The organism is Nocardia alba NBRC 108234, from assembly GCF_001612665.1.
GTDB lineage: Bacteria > Actinomycetota > Actinomycetes > Mycobacteriales > Mycobacteriaceae > Nocardia > Nocardia alba.
Genome location: NZ_BDAX01000002.1, coordinates 709508 through 730841, shown reverse-complemented (window position 1 = coordinate 730841; position 21334 = coordinate 709508). Strand labels below are relative to the sequence as shown.

At 69.0% G+C, this 21334-nt stretch carries 18 protein-coding genes; 10 read left to right on the top strand and 8 right to left on the bottom strand.

Annotated features, from left to right (window positions below; genetic code table 11):
* Positions 1-173: 173 nt before the first annotated feature.
* The 3 genes from NA12_RS04995 (at position 174) to NA12_RS04985 (ending at position 3838) form a co-directional block, all read left to right on the top strand.
* Positions 174-971, top strand: coding sequence for an N-acetylmuramoyl-L-alanine amidase (locus tag NA12_RS04995; RefSeq protein WP_084472457.1), 798 nt, complete (start codon positions 174-176; stop codon positions 969-971).
* A gap of 162 nt (positions 972-1133) precedes the next feature.
* Positions 1134-1526: a hypothetical protein gene (locus tag NA12_RS04990; protein WP_067446497.1), complete on the top strand. Its 393-nt coding sequence runs from the start codon at positions 1134-1136 to the stop codon at positions 1524-1526.
* Positions 1527-1774: 248 nt separating this feature from the next.
* Complete coding sequence (locus NA12_RS04985; RefSeq protein WP_067446494.1) at positions 1775-3838, top strand: AMP-binding protein; 2064 nt, start codon at positions 1775-1777, stop codon at positions 3836-3838.
* Here the strand turns inward: NA12_RS04985 and NA12_RS04980 are convergent.
* The 3 genes from NA12_RS04980 to pruA form a co-directional block, all read right to left on the bottom strand.
* On the bottom strand, positions 3821-4444 hold the full coding sequence (locus tag NA12_RS04980) for a TetR/AcrR family transcriptional regulator (protein ID WP_067446491.1): 624 nt from the start codon (positions 4442-4444) through the stop codon (positions 3821-3823). The two genes, NA12_RS04985 and NA12_RS04980, sit on opposite strands and share 18 nt — an antisense overlap.
* Positions 4445-4555: 111 nt before the next feature.
* On the bottom strand, positions 4556-5512 hold the full coding sequence (locus NA12_RS04975) for a proline dehydrogenase family protein (protein WP_067446488.1): 957 nt from the start codon (positions 5510-5512) through the stop codon (positions 4556-4558).
* Positions 5512-7158, bottom strand: a complete 1647-nt coding sequence (gene pruA / locus NA12_RS04970) for an L-glutamate gamma-semialdehyde dehydrogenase (protein ID WP_067446485.1) — start codon at positions 7156-7158, stop codon at positions 5512-5514. Before pruA ends, NA12_RS04975 begins: the two co-directional genes overlap by 1 nt.
* Positions 7159-7290: 132 nt before the next feature.
* Between pruA and NA12_RS04965 the strand changes: the two genes are divergently transcribed.
* Positions 7291-8919 carry a PucR family transcriptional regulator gene (locus NA12_RS04965; protein ID WP_084472356.1) on the top strand — a complete coding sequence of 543 codons (1629 nt, stop codon included), beginning with the start codon at positions 7291-7293 and terminating at the stop codon, positions 8917-8919.
* Positions 8920-9030: 111 nt separating this feature from the next.
* Positions 9031-11025: an alkyl/aryl-sulfatase gene (locus tag NA12_RS04960; protein ID WP_084472355.1), complete on the top strand. Its 1995-nt coding sequence runs from the start codon at positions 9031-9033 to the stop codon at positions 11023-11025.
* A gap of 5 nt (positions 11026-11030) precedes the next feature.
* On the opposite strand, the gene NA12_RS04955 is transcribed toward NA12_RS04960, so the two are convergent.
* Positions 11031-11777 carry a VOC family protein gene (locus tag NA12_RS04955; protein ID WP_243654913.1) on the bottom strand — a complete coding sequence of 249 codons (747 nt, stop codon included), beginning with the start codon at positions 11775-11777 and terminating at the stop codon, positions 11031-11033.
* A 307-nt stretch (positions 11778-12084) separates the two neighbouring features.
* On the opposite strand from NA12_RS04955, the gene NA12_RS04950 reads away from it, so the two are divergent.
* The gene (locus tag NA12_RS04950) at positions 12085-14115 is read left to right on the top strand and encodes a CocE/NonD family hydrolase (protein ID WP_067446479.1); all 2031 of its coding nucleotides are present in this window, start codon (positions 12085-12087) and stop codon (positions 14113-14115) included.
* Positions 14116-14219: 104 nt separating this feature from the next.
* Positions 14220-14702, top strand: coding sequence for a gluconokinase (locus NA12_RS04945; RefSeq protein ID WP_067447490.1), 483 nt, complete (start codon positions 14220-14222; stop codon positions 14700-14702).
* Here NA12_RS04945 and NA12_RS04940 read toward each other — a convergent pair.
* Positions 14693-15439, bottom strand: a complete 747-nt coding sequence (locus NA12_RS04940; protein WP_067446476.1) for a M50 family metallopeptidase — start codon at positions 15437-15439, stop codon at positions 14693-14695. The genes NA12_RS04945 and NA12_RS04940 overlap by 10 nt on opposite strands.
* 294 nt (positions 15440-15733) lie before the next feature.
* On the opposite strand from NA12_RS04940, the gene NA12_RS04935 reads away from it, so the two are divergent.
* On the top strand, positions 15734-16657 hold the full coding sequence (locus NA12_RS04935; protein ID WP_067447488.1) for an SMP-30/gluconolactonase/LRE family protein: 924 nt from the start codon (positions 15734-15736) through the stop codon (positions 16655-16657).
* On the opposite strand, the gene NA12_RS04930 is transcribed toward NA12_RS04935, so the two are convergent.
* A complete protein-coding gene (locus NA12_RS04930) occupies positions 16600-17238 on the bottom strand; it encodes a pyridoxamine 5'-phosphate oxidase family protein (RefSeq protein ID WP_067446473.1) in 639 nt (212 codons plus the stop codon). The two genes, NA12_RS04935 and NA12_RS04930, sit on opposite strands and share 58 nt — an antisense overlap.
* 136 nt (positions 17239-17374) lie before the next feature.
* Between NA12_RS04930 and NA12_RS04925 the strand changes: the two genes are divergently transcribed.
* Complete coding sequence (locus tag NA12_RS04925; protein WP_067447486.1) at positions 17375-18202, top strand: NADPH-dependent oxidoreductase; 828 nt, start codon at positions 17375-17377, stop codon at positions 18200-18202.
* A gap of 14 nt (positions 18203-18216) precedes the next feature.
* Here the strand turns inward: NA12_RS04925 and NA12_RS04920 are convergent, their stop codons facing one another.
* Complete coding sequence (locus NA12_RS04920) at positions 18217-19209, bottom strand: LLM class flavin-dependent oxidoreductase (RefSeq protein ID WP_067446470.1); 993 nt, start codon at positions 19207-19209, stop codon at positions 18217-18219.
* Positions 19210-19421: 212 nt separating this feature from the next.
* On the opposite strand from NA12_RS04920, the gene NA12_RS04915 reads away from it, so the two are divergent.
* Positions 19422-20450, top strand: coding sequence for a hypothetical protein (locus tag NA12_RS04915; protein WP_067446467.1), 1029 nt, complete (start codon positions 19422-19424; stop codon positions 20448-20450).
* 40 nt (positions 20451-20490) lie between these two features.
* Here NA12_RS04915 and NA12_RS04910 read toward each other — a convergent pair whose 3' ends face one another.
* Complete coding sequence (locus NA12_RS04910; RefSeq protein WP_067446464.1) at positions 20491-21321, bottom strand: class I SAM-dependent methyltransferase; 831 nt, start codon at positions 21319-21321, stop codon at positions 20491-20493.
* Positions 21322-21334 lie beyond the last annotated feature (13 nt).

Sequence of the window (21334 nt, the reverse complement as noted above, 5' to 3'; positions counted from 1 at the left end):
TTCGGTCACTTGCCGGTTCTCGTCGCGTGGCGGTGGCTCGGAGTCATCCGGGAGCGATGGCAGACCCACCCGATGGCCCGGGGGCGGAGTCGGCGCTGCTCGTCATCGGTGTCGGATCGCTGACTCGGCACGGGCGCGGTTGCTCGATTCGCGGAATGTGGCACGGTGTCAGGGTGCGATCCCGTCTGTTCCTGTCCGCCTGCCTGATCGCGATGACGGCGCTGTTCGCCGGATGCGCGTCCACCATCCCGGATGCGAACCCGGCACCGTCGACCGTGATGGCCGTTGCCTCGGAGAGTGCCGTGCCGCCGACTTCGCCCACCGTGAACCGCACCGTTGTCCTCGATCCCGGCCACAACGGTGGCAATGCCGCGCATCCCGATCAGATCAACGCGCCGGTGCCGGACGGGCGCGGCGCGACCAAGGCCTGCAACACCACGGGGACCTCGGCGGCGAGTGGCTATACCGAGCACGAGTTCACGTGGGACGTCACCCTGCGCGTGCGCGATCTGCTCGCCGCCCGAGGCGTTCGAGTGCTGCTCACCCGCACCGACGACGCGGGCGTCGGACCGTGTGTCGATGAGCGGGCCGCCATCGCGAATCGGGCGGGCGCCGACGCGGTGGTCTCGATCCACGCCGACGGCAACACCGGCGCGGGCGCGCACGGATTCCACATCGCCTACGCAGAACCCGCGCTGAACCCGGTACAGGCCGAGGCGGGAACGCGATTGGCGACCGCGCTGCGCGACGCGATGGTCTCCGGCGGTGCCGTGCCGTCGACGTATGTGGGCTCGGCGGGACTGAATCCGAGGGCGGATCTGGCCGGACTCAACCTGGCCGAACGGCCGAGCGCGCTTGTCGAATGCGGCAACATGCGTTCGGCGACCGACGCCGCGTTGATCGAGACGCCGCAGGGCCGGGCTCGCTACGCCGAACTCATCACCGCCGGAATCCTCGCGTTCCTCGGCTGATCCGAGGCCGAGTCCGCCGACCACTCCCGCGCGCCGGTGGCGGGTGTAGTCGGCGAAACAGTTCGTGTGTTCTCCCACCATCGGTCTCGCGATGGGGTGAGGATGAGACCGACTCGCCGGCCTCGCGTTCGGTCGGCCCCGCAGCACAAGGACGTGAGAAACATGAGTGACAGGAAATTCGCCGCCACCCTCGCTGCCCTCGGGACGGCGATACTGGCCACGACCCTCGGCGCACCCACCGCCTCGGCCGGTGTTTCGCAATTGACGGTGAAACCCAACCTCAGCGTCGGCTCGGCAACCAACTACGGCACCGGATGCACCCACCAGTTGCTGGCCAGGCTCAGTGTCGGCATCATTCCTGTCGCCTTCTACGACAACGGCGAGCTGCTGGCCGTGGTCGCACCGACCGATGGTGTCGCCATGTTCAACTGGGTGCCGTCCTACACCGGCCCCCACACGATGACCGCGGTCCAGGACGGCATCGCAGGCAGCGCGAACGTGAGTGTGGGCAGGGGCTTCCGTCTCGGGGAATCCTGCGTGGTCACCGGCGGCTGACCCTTCGCCGGGTCCCGGAAGGCGCGCGAGGGGTTGGACAGTTTCACATCGGCGATGTCGAAAGGTATGGCTCACCAACCAAAATTCGGCCGAAATGCTTCCGAACTACCGGTTTTGTCCGATTCTTGATGACGGGGCGCCGCCGCCGGGTAGCGTGGCGACCCGCGAGGTGGTAACGGCCGCAGCGCCCATTTTCGCCCGCCGACCAATTGGGTCGAACAGGCCGACGGGAAGTAGAGCACGGAGTATTGGTCACCGACGTCATCGATGTCAGCGCGGATTTCACCATCGCGCGTCAAGCGTTGTGGAATGTACTGCTCGATCCCCAGACCTACCCCCGCATGTTCACCGGGATCGGCAGTTGCGAACCGGTGGAACGCCCCGACGGTGCCGTCCACTGGCAGGTGCGGGTCGGATCGGCGAGCGGTGGCATCCACACGCACGAGTTCGTCCTCGCCATCGGCCGCTGGTACGAGAGTTTCGAACTGCGCAGCCCGGTCCTTGGCAGTTTCGCCGCGATCCGCCTGCGTGGCGATCAGCAGCGAACGCGGCTCGACATCACCCTCTTCGCGACCGCGCGGGTCCATCCCGTGGTGGAGCAGGGCGGGAACGCGCAGGTCACCGACTGGGTGAAGGCCGGGCTGCGCCGGACCTCCGACTCGATCGCGGGCACCCGTTCCTCGGTGGTGGTCAACGCCGAACGCTCGTCGGTGCGCCGCAATGCCGGGGTGGCGCGCAACATCGCGGCTACCGGGCTGATGCGGCCCGAGCCGGTGTCGATCGTGAAACAGCTTCGCTCCCTGTCGAAGTGGGGATTCAACCTGGCAGGTGGCTACGCGGCGGGCGCGGCGTACGAACCCGATCGGCTCGCGTTGATCGACGCGGGCGGGCACCGCACCTTCGCCGAGGTCGACGCCAGATCCACCGCGCTGGCCGCGGCGATGCACTCGATCGGTCTGCGCAAGGGCGACGCCATCGGTCTGCTGGCGCGCAACCACTCGGGCATGGTCGAAACCATGGTCGCCGCGGGCAAACTGGGCGTCGACGTGGCGCTGCTCAACGCGGGGTTGTCGGGACGGCGGATCGAGGAGATCGTGCAGCGGCACCGGCTCAGTGCGGTCTTCGTCGACGGCGCGCTGGAGACACTGATCCGCTACCTGCACAACGAGGTACCGCGCTACACCACCGACGACTGTCCGCCCAGCCCTGACCGTACGACGATCGACGACCTGATCGCCCAGGCGCCCGACGACTTCCCGGTGCCCGCCCATCCCGGCAGGCTGATCGTGCTCACCTCCGGCACCAGCGGTTCGCCGAAGGGCGCACGCCGCCCGCACGCCAAGGGATTCGGCACCATCGCCGCGCTGCTCTCGCGGATCCCGCTGCGCGTGGAGGAGGTCATGCTCATTCCCGCGCCGCTGTTCCACACCTGGGGGCTGGCCGGGTTGCAGCTGAGCACCGCGTTGCGCGCCACCGTGGTGTTGACGGACGGTTTCGATGCGATGGACTGCCTGCGCGCGGTCGCGCAACACCGGATCACCACGGTGATCGTGGTTCCGACCATGGTGGAACGCCTGCTCGAGGTCCCCGACGAGGTGCGCGCGAGCCTGGATCTGTCGAGTCTGCGGTTCGTGGTCAGCTGTGGTGCGCCGCTGGCCGGAGCCACGGTGCTGCGATTCCTGGACAGCTATGGCGATGTGCTCTACAACGTGTACGGCTCGACCGAGGTCTCCTGGGCCAGCGTCGCCACCCCCGACGACCTGCGGGCGTCCCCGACGACCGCGGGTCGTCCGCCGCTGGGCACCCGGGTCGCGGTGCTCGGTCCCGACCTGCGCCCGGTGCCGGTCGGCTCCACCGGACACATCTTCGTCGCCAATCACATGCTGTTCGACGGTTATGTGAACTCCGCGCCGCCGGAGGAGGCCGACGGCATGCTCGACACCGGTGACCTCGGGTATCTCGACGCCGCCGGACGGTTGTTCGTGGTGGGCCGTGACGACGAGATGATCATCTCCGGTGGGGAGAACGTCTTCCCGCGCCCGGTCGAGGAGGCGCTCGCCCACCTGCCGCAGATCAGCGAAGTCGCCGTTGTCGGCGTTCCCGACCGGGAATTCGGTCAGCGGCTGGCCGCGTTCGTGGTGAAACGCGAAGGGGCGGGACTGGATTCGGACATGGTCCGGACCTACATCCGCAACCGCCTGAGTCGGTTCTCGGTCCCACGCGATGTCACGTTCCTGCCCGCGCTGCCACGCGGGGAGACCGGCAAGATCCTCAAGCGGGTGCTCGTGCCCGGATCAGTGCTGAGCGAGTAGCAACCGCACCGCGCGCTCGATCGTCGCCGACGCCTGCTCGCCCGAGAGCCCACGCCGGTCCTGCAGATGGTGGCGCGAGGGCCAGGCGAGGACCCCGTCGATCAGGTCGAGCAGCCCGTCGTCGATTCCACCGTCGGCCCGCGACAGTTCGGGTGCGAACAGCGCGGCCAGCACGGCGCGGATGTGATCGTCGGTGCGCCGCATCCGTTCGTCGATCGCGTCGATCGTTCGGGATTCCTGCAGCCCGGGCAGCCGAGGCACGCGCTGCAGGTCGAAGATCGCCGCGCTCTGCCGGACCGCGATCGTGATCCGCTCGGTCAGGGCAAGACCGGAATCCGGGACGACAAGGCATGCTTCGACCATCTCGGACTGGCGTTGCGTCGCGGCCACCAGTAACGCTTCCCGATCGGGAAAGTGCACGAAGACACTGCGTTCGGAGGTCCCCGCTCTGGCGGCGATCGCGCGCGCGGTCGGCGCGAAATCACCCGCGGTGACGGCGGCGAGCAGCCCGTCGATGATCGCTTCGCGCGTCTTCGCCGGATCGCGCCGCCGCGGCACGCGCGCCTGCCTCGCGCCCGCCGCGTCGACGTCTCGCTCCGATCTCACCGACCCATCACAGCACAGTTCGCCGCCGACCTACCCGCTCGGCTCCGACACGGTCCGGTTCAGCACCGACCGCGCGCGAGACCGCGGCGCCGAGTGCGCGGGCAAACGCGGTCAGTTCCCGACCAGCGCGCGCAGAAAGAACCCGAGGTTGGCGGGCCGTTCGGCGAGCCTGCGCACGAAATACCCGTACCACTGGTCACCGAAGGGGACATACACGCGAACATGGTTGCCCGCGACGGCGAGTCGGCGCTGCTCGTCGGCGCGAATGCCGTACAGCATCTGGTACTCGTACTCCTCGGTCTTGCGCTGCGCCGCCTGCACGCCCACCCCGGCCGCGGCGATCACCGCCGGGTCGTGCGAGGCGATCATCGGATAGCCCGCGCCCGCGGTGAGCACGCCGAGGCACCGCAGATAGGACGCGTCGACCTCCGCCTTGTCGCGGAAGGCGACCGACTCCGGCTCGTCGTAGGCGCCCTTGCACAGGCGAATGCGCGAACCGGGGCCCGCCATCGCGCGGCAGTCGTCCTCGGTACGGCGAAGATAGGCCTGCAACACCGCGCCCAGCCACGGGTAGTCCGCGCGGAGTTCGCGCACGATCGACAGGGTCGAATCGGTGGTGGTGTGGTCTTCGGCATCGACGGTGACCCAGATCCCCGCGGCCTCGGCGGCGGCGCAGATCTGTCGGGCGTGCTCGCGGGCGATGGCGTGGCCCGCGCCCGGCATCGCCTGGCCGAGTGCGGACAGTTTCACCGAAACCTCCAGTGGCCGAACAGCTCCCGCCGCTACCTCCGCCTGGGGGAGTGCGCCGAGCGCGGCGATCAACGCCAGATACTGCGCGACGGTCGCGTCGGCGCCCGCCGGGTCGGTGGTGTCCTCACCCAGATAGTCGATGCTGACGAAACACTGTGAGCGCAACAGTGATTCGCAGGCTCGCAGCACCTGCGTGGTGCTGGTCCCCGCGACGAAGCGGGCCACCACCGCGCGGCTGACCGGCAGTCGGGTGATGGCGCGCTCGAGCCGGGGCGAGCGGGCGGCGGCGAGCACGGTCGAACGCAGCAGCGCCGACATCAGTCGACCTCCGGCGCCTGGTGCGGGTAGCGGTGGTCGGTGGGCGGAACGAAGGTCTCCTTGATCGTGCGCGCGGAGGTCCAGCGCAGCAGATTCTGCGCCGAGCCCGCCTTGTCGTTGGTGCCCGAGGCGCGTCCGCCGCCGAACGGCTGCTGGCCCACGACCGCCCCGGACGGTTTGTCGTTGATGTAGAAGTTGCCCGCGGCGAAGGTGAGCCGATCGGTCGCCTCGGTGATCGCGGTGCGGTCCTGCGCGATCACCGACCCGGTGAGCCCGTAGGGGCTGCCGCTGTCGACGAGGTCCATCGCGTCGGCGAAGGCGGTGGGGGTGCTGTCGTCGTAGACGTGCACCGCCAGGATCGGGCCGAAGTACTCGGTGCGAAAGACCTCGTCGGTCGGATCGTCACCGACCACGATGGTGGGGTCGACGAACCAGCCGACACTGTCATCGCTGTGTCCGCCCGCCACCACGGTCAGGCCCGGTGTGGCCTTGGCGCGCTCGAGCGCGGTGGTATTGCGGTCGAAGGCGTGCCGATCGATCAGCGCGCCACCGAAATTGGTGAAATCGGCGACATCGCCGTAGCGCAGGTTCGAGGTCGCCTCGATCAGGTCCTCCGACATCGTCGCCCAGACCGAACGCGGAATGAAGGCGCGCGAGGCGGCCGAACACTTCTGGCCCTGATAGTCGAACGCTCCGCGCACCAGCGCGGTGGTGAGCACCGCCGGATCGGCCGACGGGTGCGCGAGCACGAAGTCCTTGCCACCGGTCTCGCCGACCAGCCGGGGATAGGTGCGGTAGCTGTCCACCCGCTGCGCCACCTCACGCCAGAGGTGCTGGAAGGTGGCCGTCGACCCGGTGAAGTGCACGCCCGCCAGTCGTGAATCGGCGAGCACGACGTCGGAGATCACCGGACCGGGCCCGTTGACCAGGTTGATCACTCCGGGTGGCAGTCCTGCCGCTTCGAGCAGTCGCATCGTCAGATAGGCCGCCACGGCCTGACTTCTGGCCGGCTTCCACACCACGGTGTTGCCCATCAGCGCGGGTGCGGTGGGGAGATTGCCCGCGATCGCGCTGAAGTTGAACGGGGTCACCGCGTAGACGAAGCCCTCGAGCGAGCGGTACTGCATCCGATTCCACACCCCCGGCGCGGAGATCGGCTGCCCGGCCAGGATTTCGCGGGCGAAGCTGACATTGAATCGCCAGAAGTCGATCAGCTCGCAGGGTGCGTCGATCTCGGCCTGATAGGCGGACTTGGATTGCCCGAGCATCGTCGCGGCGGCGATCCGCTCCCGCCACGGCCCGGAGAGCAGGTCGGCGGCACGCAGGAAGATCGCGGCTCGATCGTCGAACGGCATCGCCTGCCAGGCGGGCGCCGCGGCGCAGGCGGCCTCGACCGCCGCGGCGGCTTCGGTGGTGCTCGCCTCCCGCAGGGTGCCGAGGACGGCGGCGTGACGATGCGGTGGGACCACGTCGACGGCGGGACCCGCACCGGGCAGGTGGCGGCCGCCGATCACGTGGGTGATCTCGGTGGGGGAGGCAGACAACTCGGCGAGCGCGGTCTGGAGTCGTCGGCGTTCCGGGCTGCCCGGAGCGAAGGTGCCGACCGGTTCGTTGACCGGCGGCGGAGTGTTCACGATGGCATCCATGAGTGCGTCTCCTGCGTTGTGGCGGCTAGCGGGATGTGACGTAGTCAACACCGGTCGGCCGGGGTCATAATCATCTGATCGGCTGAATATTCGGTCAGTTGTTTGTCCGATCGACCAAACCGGAGGTGTTCGATGTCCGACGGGTCCATCACGTTGCGCGCGCTGCTCGCCGCCGTCGACCACACCGTCGCCACCCTCGTCGACGCCCCCGCGGGCGACGGGATCGCGGTGCGAACCGTCGCGGTGGTCGAACCCGCCGACCTGCCCGAACACCTTTCCGAGGGCGCGCTGCCCGAGGTGTACCTGCTGGTCGGTGTCGACCCCGACGCGACAACGCGCTGGCTGCGCGACGTCGGCGACCGCGACCCCGCCCAGCGACCACGTGTGCTCATGACCAAGGGCGCCAACGATTCGCCCGCGGTGCGCGTCGCCGCCCACGACGCGGGTGTCGCGCTGGTGCACGTCCACCGGCAGGCGCGGTGGGATCGGGTGTTCTCGGTGATCCGGCGGACGCTGGCCCGTTCACCCGGTCAGCGCGCCGCCTCCGATGACAACGATCTGCTCGCCCCCGATACCGACCTGTTCGGGCTGGCGCAGGTACTGGCCAGGGAAACCGGCGGCATGGTCTCGATCGAAGATCCCCAGTCCCACGTCCTGGCGTATTCGGCCTCGGACGCCTCGGCCGACCGGTTGCGCATCCAGTCCATTCTCGGCAGGGAGGGCCCGAGTGACTACCTGCGAATCCTGCGGGACTGGGGAGTGTTCGACCGGGTCCGGCGCGGCGACGAGGTCGTCGATGTGCCCGAACATCCCGAGCTCGATATCCGCCGCAGACTCGTCGTCGGCATCCGGCGCGGCGCCGACGGCGCGTCATCGAGAATGCTCGGAACCATCTGGCTGCAGCAGGGCGCGGCGCCGCTGCGCCCCGACGCGGCGCAGGTGTTGCGCGGCGCGTCGGCGGTGGCCGCCAGGATCATCGCGCGGCGGCTGGACGCGCCGTCGACCGAGGCATTGCTCGTGCGCAGGCTCTTCGGGGCACACGGCGACGGCGTGGACGTGCCCTCGGTGGCCGCCGCGCTGAACCTGCCGACCGCCGGTCCCGCCGCGGTGATCGGCTTCGCGCCGATCGGCCCCGCCGCGGGCCTGACCGAATCGAGTGGACTGATCCGGTTGCACGCGAGCGCTTTTCGCGACGATTCGGTGACCGAGTCGATCGGCGAGCGGGTCTACGTTCTGCTACCCGCCTACCAGTCCGAGCACAGCGTCGGTTCCTGGGTCCGCGAGCTGGTCACCCAGCTCGAGCAGACGCGCGAACTGGTGGTGCGGGCCGCGATCGCCGCACCGGTCGCGGGTCTCACCGCGGTCGCGGGCGCTCGTGCCGAGGTCGATCGGGTCATGGACAGTCCGGTCGCTGACCCCATGGGCAGCCGGGTCACCACACTGGCCGATGCCAGGACCGCGGTGCTGCTGGCCGAGATCATGGAGCTGATCCGTGAACGCCCGCGCCTGCACGATCCGCGCCTGGCCGAACTCGACACCTACGACCGCGCTCATGCCGCTGACCTGCGGGTATCGGTTCACACCTATCTGCGCGCACACGGTGAGGTGCGTGCCGCCGCGGCCGCGTTGCGGGTGCATCCGAACACGCTGCGGTATCGGCTTCGGCGGGTGGAGGCGATTCTCGGCATCGACCTGACCGACCCCGAGGACCGGTTGCTGCTCGCTGTTCAGCTCGCCGCGCTGCCGATCGCTCAGAAATAGCACATATATTGCAGTTAGTCTGCAATAGTTGTCCGGGTCGGACGGCCGTGGAGCGAAGGAGTATCGGTGAGCAGTGCACACAGGGGTCGTGGCGAGCTGTCGCGGCGCGGGATGCTGGGTGTCGGGGTCGGCGCGGCCGCCGCGGTGGCTGTCGGCGCGACCGTCACCGGCTGCGGCGACCAACCGGCGGGCGTCACCCCGTCGAGCACGCAGACCGAGCCGACCCAGGCCATCCTCGACGCCAACCGCGCGCTGGCCGACACGCTGCCCTTCGGCGATACCGCCGATTTCGCCGACGCCGACCGCGGCTGGATCGCCTCCCTCGAACCGGGGACAGTGACCGATCCGTCGGGAAAAGTGGTGTGGGACAACGACTCCTACGACTTCCTCGCCGGTTCCTGCCCGCAGTCGGTGAACCCGAGCCTGTGGCGGCAGTCCCAGCTCACGGTCAAACAGGGCCTCTACGAGATCGCGCCGGGTTTCTACCAGATCCGCGGCTTCGACCTGTCGAACATGACGTTGATCGAAGGCAGCACCGGCGTTGTAGTCATCGATCCGCTGATCTCGGCCGAGACCGCGGCCGCCGGACTCGCGCTCTATCGCAAGCATCGCGGTGATCGGCCGGTCACCGGACTGATCTACTCCCACTCCCATGTCGACCACTTCGGCGGCAGCTACGGCGTCATCACCCCGCAGGACGTCGCCGCCGGGCGCTGCCCGGTGATCGCGCCGTCGGGATTCGTCGAGCACGCCGTCGCCGAGAACGTCTACACCGGAACGGCGATGGCCCGCCGCGCCGCCTACATGTACGGCGCCGCCCTGCCTCGCGGCCCGAAAGGCCAGGTGGGAGCCGGTCTCGGACAGACAACGTCGATCGGCACGGTGACCCTGATCCCGCCCACCGTGCTCGTCACCCGCACCGATCAGGAAGAGATCGTCGACGGCGTGCGGATGGTCTTCCAGCTGACGCCGGGCACCGAGGCGCCCTCGGAGATGAACGTCTACTTCCCCGACCGCCGCATCCTGTGCATGGCCGAGAACGCCACCCACACCATGCACAACATCGTCACCCTGCGCGGCGCGCTCGTGCGCGACCCGCATGTCTGGGCCCAGTACCTCACCGATTCGATCAACCGCTACGGTCGCCGATCCGATCTGGTGTTCTCGTCGCACCACTGGCCGGTCTGGGGCACCGAGCGGATCGTGGAGTTCCTGTCGCTGCAGCGCGACATGTACGGCTACCTCAACGATCAGACGCTGCGCCTGCTGAACCAGGGCTATGTGGGCGCCGAGATCGCCGAAATGCTGCGGATGCCACCGGCGCTGACCGCGTCCTGGTCCACGCACGGCTACTACGGCTCGGTCAGTCACAACGTCAAGGCCGTGTATCAGCGGTACATGGGTTGGTTCGACGGCAACCCCGCGCACCTATGGGAGCACCCGCCCGTGGAGAGCGCGCGCCGCCACGTCGACGCGATGGGCGGCGCCGACGCGGCCCTGCGCACCGCGCAGAAGGCCTACGACGCCGCCGACTACCGCTGGGTCGTCCAGGTCGTGAACTACGTGATCTTCGCCGACCCCACCAACAAGACGGCGAAAGACTTGCAGGCGTGCGCCTTCGAACAGTTGGCCTACGGCGCGGAGAACGCCACCTGGCGCAACTTCTATCTCAGCGGCGCCTACGAACTGCGCAACGGTTCCTTCGGCACGCCCACAACGGCCAACTCCTCGGGGATGGCGGCGGCGCTGAGCGTGGAGCAGGTGTTCGACGCGGTGGCGTTGCGCATCGACGGTCCGAAGGCCTGGGATGTCCGGATGAGCACGGACTGGCGGATCAGCAACGAGGACAACCGCGTGCACCGCGTCGAACTGCGCAACGGCGTGCTCGTGCACTACGACCGATTCCCCGGTGACGCGCTGCCCGCGCCCGACGCTACGGTCACCCTCACCCGTCAGACGCTGATCGCCACCCTGGTCGGCGGCGCCGATCTACGCAAGGGCGTCGCGAGCGGTGACATCGCCCTGGACGGTGATGTCACCGCGCTGGCGAAGCTGCCCGGCCTGATCGACAAGCCGGACCCGAATTTCGCCATCGTCACGCCCTGACGAGCTCAGGAACCGGTGGGTACCTCGCCGACCGCCTTGGCCGGATCGATCACGGCGAACACCTCGCCCTGGGGCGCCTGCAGGATGCCGCTGCGGCCGAACGGGCCGTCGTCGGGGCCCATGATCACCGATGCTCCCAGCTCGGTGGCCTTGGCCAGCGCGCCGTCGGTGTCGTCGACCTGGATCCAGGTGAGCCAGTACGGCGGGGTGCTCAGTGCTGAGGCATCCATGACGCCGCCGAGCTCGTGGCCGTCTCCGGGCAGCGCGAACGTGGAGTAGGTGAAGTTCTCACCGTCGCCGATCTCGGTGTACTGCCAGCCGAACACCGAGTGGTAGAACTCGTGCGCCCGGTCGTAGGCGGGGGTGTGCAATTCGTTCCAGCAGTAGGCGCCGTGCTGGTTGTAGACGCCGGAGCCATTGTGCGCCTTGGCTTCCCATACGCCGAACACTCCGCCCGCCGGGTCGGCCGCGACGAACATCCGGCCCACGTCGAGCACGTCGAACGGTGGCATGAGCACCTGCCCGCCGGACTCGCTCACCCGGTGGGCGATCTCGTCGGCGCGCTCGGCGGCGAAGTAGGTCGTCCATACCGACGGCATCTCGCCCATGCCTTCCGGTTTCGGGCCGACGCCCGCTGCCGGGCGGCCGTCGAGCGTGGCCATGAGATAGCCGCCGGCTTCGGGCGGACCGTCCTGGAACTCCCAACCGAACAGCGCGCTGTAGAAATCACGGGCGGCGGCGGTGTCGTTCACCTGACAGTCGATCCAGCAGGGAGTTCCCTGCGGCCAAGCTTCGTCGCGTGTCGGCATGTCGAACGTCCTCCTCGGCGATGGAATGATGACCGGTCCCAACCGCACCGGCACGAGACCCAGTCAACCACCAGCCACCGACAGAAACGCGAAGCCCGCGACCATGCTGAACTGGAACAATGGGTCTTCACAGCGACAGTCCGGGCGGGCCGACGCTCACTCGGCAAACTCTTTACCCCTGTTATGGTTTCGGCGCCGATCGTGCGGTGGCTCGGTCGATGTCGGCGACGAACCGGTCGGGAGCGATGACATGGTGGGTAGAGGTTCCGAACACGGGTTCGTGCGCATTCTGGTGACGATTCTCGCGGTGGTCGTCGTACTCGGCTGCGGCGGCGGTCCCGCTGGTGCGCAGCCGTCGGCCGCGCGGTGGACCGCCCAGCACGACGGACCGGGCGCCTACCCCGAGGTTCGGGTGGAGCGTGGCGTCCGGATCACGATGAGCGACGGTGTGGAGCTCGTGGCCGACGTCTACCGCCCGGCCGACGCCGCGGGGGTGATCGAGCAGCGGCCGCTTCCGGTGATCGTCAGCCTGACGCCCTATTCGAAACTCGTGACAGGGCTGATCGAATCGGCCGCCGCGATCCCGGGCCTGCAGTCCACGGCCGTCGACATCGTGCGCAGGCTGAACCTGTCCACCACCCTGATCAGCGGTTTCGGCGACCTCGTGCAGGCGCTGGACGGCGGCATGGTTCAGACCATGCTCGGCGTCGATCGCAAACTCGTCGGCGCCGGCTATGCCGTGGTCGTGGCCGATGTGCGCGGAACCGGCCTGTCGCAGGGCACATGGAACACCCTCGGCGCGCGCGAACAGCTCGATACCCGCGAGGTGATCGAGTGGGCGGCCACCCAGCCCTGGTCGAACGGGCGCATCGGGATGAGTGGCGGCTCCTACGCCGGGATCAACCAGTTGCGGGCCGCCGAGCACGCCCCACCCGCGTTGCAAGCCATCTTCCCGGTCGAGCCCGGCAGCGACCTCATGCGCGACGTGGTCGCCCCCGGCGGCGGTGTCGGCACCACCTTCCTTCCGCTGTGGCTGAACTCGGTCAACCAGCTCAAACTCGTCCCCGACGTGGGCTCGATGGTCGACGGCAGCTTCGACTGGACCTGGTTCCACGACCGTCTCGCCGACCCGACCACCAACTTCGACCTGCTCGCTCAGTCGCTGCTCACCCCGTCGCTGTCGAATATGCCGCCCGCGCTCGACGGTGCGCTCGACGACACCTCGGCGTTCCGCGAGGCGCTGATGGGTCACCCCGAGAACATCACGGTGCCCACCTTCGTCTACGGCGGCTGGCACGATATCTTCGCCAACAGCGCGACCAAACTCTACGAGCAGATCCCGCTGCCTCCGGGGCGCAAGCAGCTCGTGGTCGGCGATACCTATCACGCCAATCCCGGTGCGGGCACCGGTGTTCCCGGTGCACCCCCGCGCCTGGACGTGCTGCAGCGGGCCTGGTTCGACACCTGGCTCAAGGACATCGACAGCGGCGTCGAAGGATTCGGGCCCGTCACGGTGAAACAACAGGGTGGCGGCTGGGTGACGCTGCGCGAGTTCCCACAGCCCGGTGTGACGCATCGCCGCGTCTACCTCTCCGCCGCGCCCAGCGGCAGCACCGAGGACAGCTTGCACGACGGATCCCTCAGCGCCACCGGTCCGACTGCCTCTGAAACACTCACTGTCGCACCGGGTTTGAATCAGATCTGCTCCCGCGACGCGGCGCAGGGCTCAGCGGGGATGGCGGCCGCGTTCGATACCTGCGCGAAGGACTCCCGCATCGCCGAACGCAACGGCCTCACCTTCACCAGTGCCCCGCTGACCGAACAGACGGTGATCTCGGGACCGATCAATGTGCGGCTGAACACGGTGCACGATGCCACCGACGGATTCTGGAACGTCACCGTCAACGACGTGGCGCCCGATGGGACCTCGACCGTGCTCACCACCGGCCAGCTCACCTCGTCGATGCGGGCGGTCGACGAACGCCGTAGCGCGCGCTCGATCAACGGCGACTTCACCGCCCCGTTCAACCCGCTCACCGTCGACCGGTTGCTCCCGGTATCGCCCGGCGCGCCCACCGAGCTCGACGTGGCCGTCATCCCGACCCAGGCGGTCCTGGCGCCGGGGCACCGGCTGCGCGTCGACGTCTTCGCCGGCAACGCGCCCAAGGCGCTGCCGTTCCGGCCGATGCTGAACGCCAGCGGTCTCGAGCCCCAGCACGTGCGGCTCGACCCCGCGGCGCCGAGCTTCGTCAACCTGCCCACCGACCGCCCGATTCCCTGATCGTCGCCGGGAAGTCGCTACCCTCGGTCTGGCAGGACGCGTAGGCGTCGCTGTGGGGTCTTTTCGACGAGGAGGTCGCCGTGGCCGAACCTGTCATCGTGGTGATGGGGGTATCGGGGTGTGGGAAGACGACCGTCGGCGCGCTGACCGCCGACCGGCTCGAAGTCCCGTACGCCGAGGGTGACGACTTCCATCCGCAGGCCAATATCGACAAGATGGCCGCGGGCATCCCGCTCACCGACGAGGACCGGCTGCCCTGGCTCGACACCGTCGCGGACTGGCTCGTCGACCATCAGACGACGGGCGGGGTCGCGAGCTGCTCGGCCCTGCGATGGGCCTACCGCGACCGGCTGCGCGCGAAGGCGCCGAACGCCTACTTCGTTCATCTGGCCGCCACTCGCGAGGAGTTGCTGCGCCGGATGACTGGCAGGCTCGGTCACTTCATGCCGACGATCCTGCTGGATTCCCAGCTCGACACGCTCGAGCCGCTGCGGGTCGACGAGGCGGGCGTCACCCTCAACGCGCTCCAACCGCCGAGTTCGCTCGTCACCGAGTCCGTTGACTATTGGATCGCCGATCACCGCTGAAGCAGGGGATGAAGCTCTTGGACCGGAGCCAGCATCAGCATCGCGCCCAGGGCCAGAGCCGCCAGACAGACCGCGGTGAAGAACAGCACCCACAGCACCGCGGGAAGATGGGTCAATCGGGCCAGCTGGTCCGCGTCGGAGTCCGCGCGCCCGGGTTGCCCGCGCCGACTGCGCTGCAATTCGAAAACCGGCCGGACCCCGGCGGCCAGCAGGAACCACGCCGCGAGATACGCGAACGCGGCCTGCAACAGATCACTGCCGAACCACGACACCCCGAACACCAGTGCGCCGAGCACGAACACGGTGAGCAGCCCGTACACATTGCGCACCTTGATCAGCACCGCGGCCAGCATCACCAGCGTCGCCCACAGCATCACCGTGACCCGGCCCGTCCCGAGCAGCGCCGCGTAGCCGAGACCGAGCAGTGCCGGCGCCGGATACCCGGCGGCCGCGGTGAGGATCATGCCGGGACCACTCGGTTTGCCGCTCGACACGGTCAACCCCGAGGTGTCGGTATGCAGCGTGATCGCGTGCAGCCTGCGCCCGGTGAGGAGCGCGACCAGCGCGTGCCCGCCCTCGTGCGCCACGGTTACCACGGCGCGGGTCAGCCGCCACAGCGGTCGGTAACCGACCAGAATCACTGCCGCCGCGGCGGTGGCGAGCACCAACCACCAGGCGGGCGCGGGCTGGGGTTCGAGGAGGTGGTCGAGAAGCGTGCTGGCGGATCCGGTGTTCACCGTCGCACTTTAGCGGTGGGTGGGTGCTCGCGGAGGCCGCGAGTCGAAACCTGCGACGGCGCCACGCCCGGCGAGCGAACCGTGCGTGGCCGGACCCGGTTCGGTGACGGCCGACTCGATCGACAGCGCACAGACTCATTGTGTGAGTCGCTGTTCGACACCGAATCGCGCGATCGCGCACCGACCCCGCGACGATCCCTGTCGTGGTAGCAATAGGGCATGCACATGAGCCCGCACCGCTGGACTCCGCCGCGCCTCACCGCTCGTGCGCGCCGGACCCGGAGCGATCCGCCGATGCCCCCGACCCGGCTGTTGCCGCTGCCCGGTCACGGCCCGGAGGATGTCGTGGTGCTGCCCGACGGCCGGATCGCGACCGGGACCGAGGACGGCGCGATCTGGCGCGTCGATCCGGCGACCGGTGCGGTCGAGCGGATCGCCGACGCCGGTGGCAGGCCACTGGGCATGCACGCCGAGCCAGACGGCGCGCTGCTGATCTGCGTCGCGGGTCGCGGCATCCTCCGGCTGGCCGAAGCCGGAGCGGACCTGGAGGTCGTCGTCGCCGAGCTCGACGGTGCGCCGATCGCGTTCCCCAGCAACGTGATCCGTGACGACGACGGCACGATCTACTTCTCGATCTCGTCGCGGCGGTGGCCGTTCGAGCAGTGGATGACCGACATCCTGGAACATTCCGGCAGCGGACAGTTGGTTCGTCGCGATCCGGACGGGCATCTGGAGGTGCTCGTCGACGGTCTCCAATTCGCCAACGGTGTGGTGCTCGCCCCCGACCGCTCCTGTCTGCTCGTCGCCGAGACCGGCGCCTACCGGATCACGCGCTACTGGCTGACCGGTCCGCGCGCGGGCACCACCGACTACGTCGTCGAGAACCTGCCCGGTTCCCCCGACAACATGCTGATCGGCAGTGACGGGCTGGTCTGGGTCGGCATCGTCTCCCCGCGCAACCCGTTGCTGGACAGGCTCTTTCCGCTCCCTGGCATCCTGCGACGACTCGTCGACGCGCTACCCGATCGCCTGACGCCCGCGCCCGTGCGCTCGGTGTGGGCGCTCGCGTTCGACATCGACGGCACCCTCGTGCACGATCTGCAGCGCGACGGCGCCGATTACGCGTTGGTCACCGCGGTCGCCGAACACAACGGCACCCTCTACCTCGGCAGTCTGTCCGAACCGGCGATCGCGGTGACCTCGGTCCCGGCGTCCTGACCGGCGCGCCACACCGTGGAGGGCACCGGATGGTCCGGCTCCAGCGCGGGCAGACCGTCGATGCTGGTGGCGTTGTCGCCGGCGATGCGACGGGCGAAATCGGCGTCGGTGCGGCGGGTATGGGCCTCGTCGAGGACGGAGCGCTCCTCGACGAGGTCGAGTTTGGGCACCGACCAGCCGCACGAGTCGGCGATCCGGTCGACCGAGATCGTCACCACCGATCGGATGCCGGTGTGGCCGGTACCGAAATGCCCACGTAGCGTGTCGAATTCGTGGGAATCGGGGCGCACCACCCGGCCCGCGCCGAAGAGTCGCAGAATGCGGGTGGTGCGGGTGAACGAGCAGAACATCACCGTGATCCTGCCGTTGTCGCGCAGGTGGGCGATCGTCTCCGAGCCGCTGCCGAACAGATCGAGGTAGGCGACGGTGTGGTCGTCGAGCACCGCGAAGGTGTCGCGATAACCCTTGGGAGAGACGTTCACGTGGCCGCCGACGGACGGCGCGGTGCCGACGAAGAACATCGGCTGTTCGGTGATGAATGCCCGCAACTTGTCGTCGATCCGATCGAACACCTTGCCCATGGCGCACCCTTTTCGTCCCACCCGTCGGAGGGCTCCCCACATCCCACTGTATCGACCTGGTGAGCGCGGCCCACCGTTTCGGTTCACGGTGAGGGTTACCGACGACGGACGCGGCGCGTTGGTCGACGATATCCCTATGACGCAGACCGCACCGAGCCCCGCCCACCCCGTACAGCAACGCTACGCGGACCCGGCCACCGAGATCCCGGGCGAGTGGAATCCGGTGCTCGAGGTTCTGCACGCGCATAAATCGGTCCGGCGCTATCTCCCTGATCCCGTGTCGCCGGCCACGATCCGGTTGCTGGTCTCGGCCGCGCAGTCGGCAGCGACCTCGTCGAATCTGCAGGTGTGGAGCGTCATCGAGGTTCGTGATCCCGCGCGCCGGGCCAGGCTCGCCGCGATCGCGGGCGGCCAGGCGCATATCGAGCAGGCGCCCGTGCTGCTGGTCTGGACGGCCGACTTCGCCCGGTTGCGCCAGCTCGCCGACGATCACGGCGCACCGCTCGAGGGCGCCGACTACCTCGAATCCAGCTATGTCGGTTTCGTCGACGCCGCGCTCGCCGCGCAGAACGCGGTGGTCGCCGCCGAATCACTCGGCCTCGGCACCGTCTACATCGGTGCCCTGCGCAACGACCCGGAAGCGGTCGCGGCCGAACTGAATCTGCCCGAGCACGTCTTCGCGGTCTTCGGCCTGGTCGTCGGCCACCCCGACCCGGCGGAAGGCACCAGGGTCAAGCCGCGGCTACCCCAGGCGGCGGTGCTGCATCACGAGACCTACGACCTGCCCGTTCAGCGCGAGCCGATCGCCGAGTACGAACAGCGGATCGGCGAGATCTACACCGATCAGGGCCTGCCGTTCTCGTGGACCGAGCGCACGCTGGCCCGCCTGGCTTCGGCGGCCTCTCTCAACGGCCGCCACCGGCTGCGGGAGTCCTTGGCCGCCAGGGGATTCCGGCTGCACTGACCCCAGCGGTCCGCTCAGCCCTCGATCGCCTTCTTGGTCAGGTCGAGCGAGCGGATGCGGGCGTCGAGGTCGTAGACGAGGGTGTTGAGCATGAGCTCGTCGGGAGCGGTGGCATCGAGCAGTTGGGCCGCCTGGGCGCGGACCGTCTCCGGCGAGCCCTGCAATTGCGCGGCCCGGCGCTGGGCGGCGAAGTGGCGTTCGGCATCGGTCCCGGGGAAGCCCGCGGCCTGCTCCGGGGTGGCCAGCGCCTGCGGGCGACCGGAGCGCAGGTTGGCGAAGGCGAGATCGCGGGGTGCGGCGAGGCGGTCGGCCTCGGCGTCGGTGTCGGCGCAGATCGCCGACGCCGCCACGATCGTGTACGGCTCGCTCAGGGTCTGTGACGGCCGGAAATTGTCGCGGTAGAGCGTGAGGGCGGCGACGGTGTTGTCCGGCGCGATGTGATGGGCGAACGCGAACGGCAGACCCAGCACCGCGGCGACCTGCGCGCTGTAGCCACTCGAGCCGAGCAGCCACACCTGCGGTTCCGCGCCGTGACCGGGGCTCGCCACGATCCCGTTCGGATCGGCGCCACGAAAGAAATTGATCAGCGCGGTGAGTTCCTGGGGAAACTCGTCACCACCGAGCCCGTCGGCACTGCGGCGCAGTGCGCGCGCTGTCACCGGATCGGTGCCGGGCGCCCGGCCGATCCCGAGATCGATCCGTCCGGGGTGCAGTGACTCGAGGGTACCGAATTGTTCGGCGACCACCAGCGGCGGATGATTGGGCAACATCACCCCGCCGGAACCGACCGTGATCCGTGCGGTCGACGCGGCCAGATGCGCCAGCACCACCGCGGGCGCCGCACTCGCGATGCCGGGCATGTTGTGGTGCTCGGCGACCCAGAATCGGCGAAAGCCCTGCTCCTCGGCGTGCTGCGCGAATCGGGTCGTCGCGTGCAACGCCGCGCCCGCCGTCGCGTCGGATTGCACCGGTGCCAGATCCAGAACCGACAGCGTGACGGCGCTCATGAGCCTCCTCGAGTGTGTAGTGCCCCTGGAAGGGCCAACCCGCGCCGGGCCGCCGATATTTCCACCCACCCTCGGAGACGATCGCCCCGTTTGCTGAAAAGCCGCTGGCAGAGACTCCTTTTCTGTCATACCCCGTCGGTATCGTTGCCAGTGTCACACAACCAGCCCGGACACGACGGTGGCCGGGCGGTGCGAGAACGGGGGCACACGAGATGAGTGACGAGAACCGCGGCGATCTACGGCCGCCACGCCAGCACGGGACCACCTGGCGGGAATCGGAATACCGGATACTGGCCGACGATCTGCGCGCGGGCGCCGATCTGGCTCGCACGGCGATCACGGTCGGGCGCACCGAAAGTGCGGTGCGCACCGCACTGCGCAATTTCGTGCCGCCCGAGGATCGGGTACCGACCGCCGAACGAGAACGCTGGATCCGCACACGCCTCGTCGCCGAACCGGAATGGGACTGGTGGGCGGTGGTCGTCGAACATCACCGCCGCTCCCGCAGCGGCCTGTGGTTCACCCGCCACGAGCACTGCGCCCGCATCGGCTGGCGCCGCCGCACGCCCATGCCCGCACTGGCCCAGGAACTGGCCACCTCGGAACTGTCGGTCGCCGAGTTGCTGCGCGCGCTGGGATTGGTCGAGAGCATCGAGGAAGCCGCCGACCGACTCGGCGCCACCCCGGGCCTCGCCCTGGCCAAACGCGTCACCGCCCGGCGTGACGAAGCCGTCGGCGCCCGCTGGATCCTCGTCGTCGACGGTGCCGCGGGCACCACCCGCCCGCGCAACGCCCCGGTCCGCCGCCAGCTGTCGCTGCACGTGACCCGCGCCGAAGCCGAAGCCGAGCGCGACCGAATCCTGTCCTGGCACAACAGAATCGGCCCGGACGAAACGGATGCGACCGTATGGTGGACCATCGCCGAACGCGGTCTGGGCGCGACAGTCGGCCACACCCGCTGCGGCACCTACGACGCCACCGGCACCGGCGGCCGGATCCGCGCCGAAGCGCTGACCGTCGGCGACGTCATTCGTGTCCCCGTGCCCGACGGCGGCTTTCTCCAAGATCGCATCACCGCGATCACCCGATCCGCGGCGAGCGCGTCCATCGTCGTCGATCTGGCGCCGGTGGCCAATTCCCGCGTTCGTCGAGTGGTCGAATTCGCCGCCGACGAGGTCGTCGATGTGGTGCGTAGAGAGGAGCAACATTCGGCTCCACGGGCGGTCGCCGAACCCGGATGAGGTGGCGCGCACGGGTGAATCTCGCGGTCCGGAGCGGGATTCACCCGTGCGCGTGATCCTCGCTCACCGGGGGTGTATTCGCGAGCCGGACCGCGCGGATCACCTCGGTGCGCAGTGGTAGATCGAATTCACCATCGGCGGTCTCCGGCGTTGTCCGCAGGTAGTCGAGGATCCGGGCGAGCACCTGGGCTCGTTCGCGCGCGGAGATCACCACCGTGTGTGAATTGGTGCCGATGGACGCGGTGAGTGATTCGGCGGTCCGTCGTTGGCTGTGGGCGAACTCGGCGGACTCGAACGGCGCGAACAACGGATGCGCGGGCAGCGTGTCATCGGGTGAGGACACGGGAAACGACGCGGACGAGCGAGAGACTTTGCCCAGCCCCGCGACCCACTCGACGGTGTGGTCGTTGTCGTTCCAGAATGCGGCGAACACCCCGTCGGCGCGCAGCACCCGCGCGATCTCGGGGAAGGCTCGTGCTCGATCGAACCAGTGGAAGGCTTGCCCGGCGAAGACGGCGTCCACGGACCCATCGGGCAGCGGAATTTCCTCCGCCGCACCGGGAAGCGCTCGCACATCGGGAAACAGGCGGACGAGTTCCGCCCGCATCCCCGGGTCGGGTTCCACCGCGATCACCTCGACCTTCGCGGCGAGCAAACCCTCGGTGAGCTTCCCGGTCCCCGCCCCGAGATCCAGAACGACGAGCCCCTCCCTGTCGCCGAGCGTCTCCAGCGCCCACCGAATCCCCGCCGCCGGATAGTCCGGCCGATGTTCGGCGTAGACGGCCGCCTGCGTTCCGAACGAGCCTGCCCTGCGCTTGCGCCGCGCGACCTCGTCCTCGGTCCGATCCTCAGAATTCCCGATTCCCACCATGACTACGAAGCTA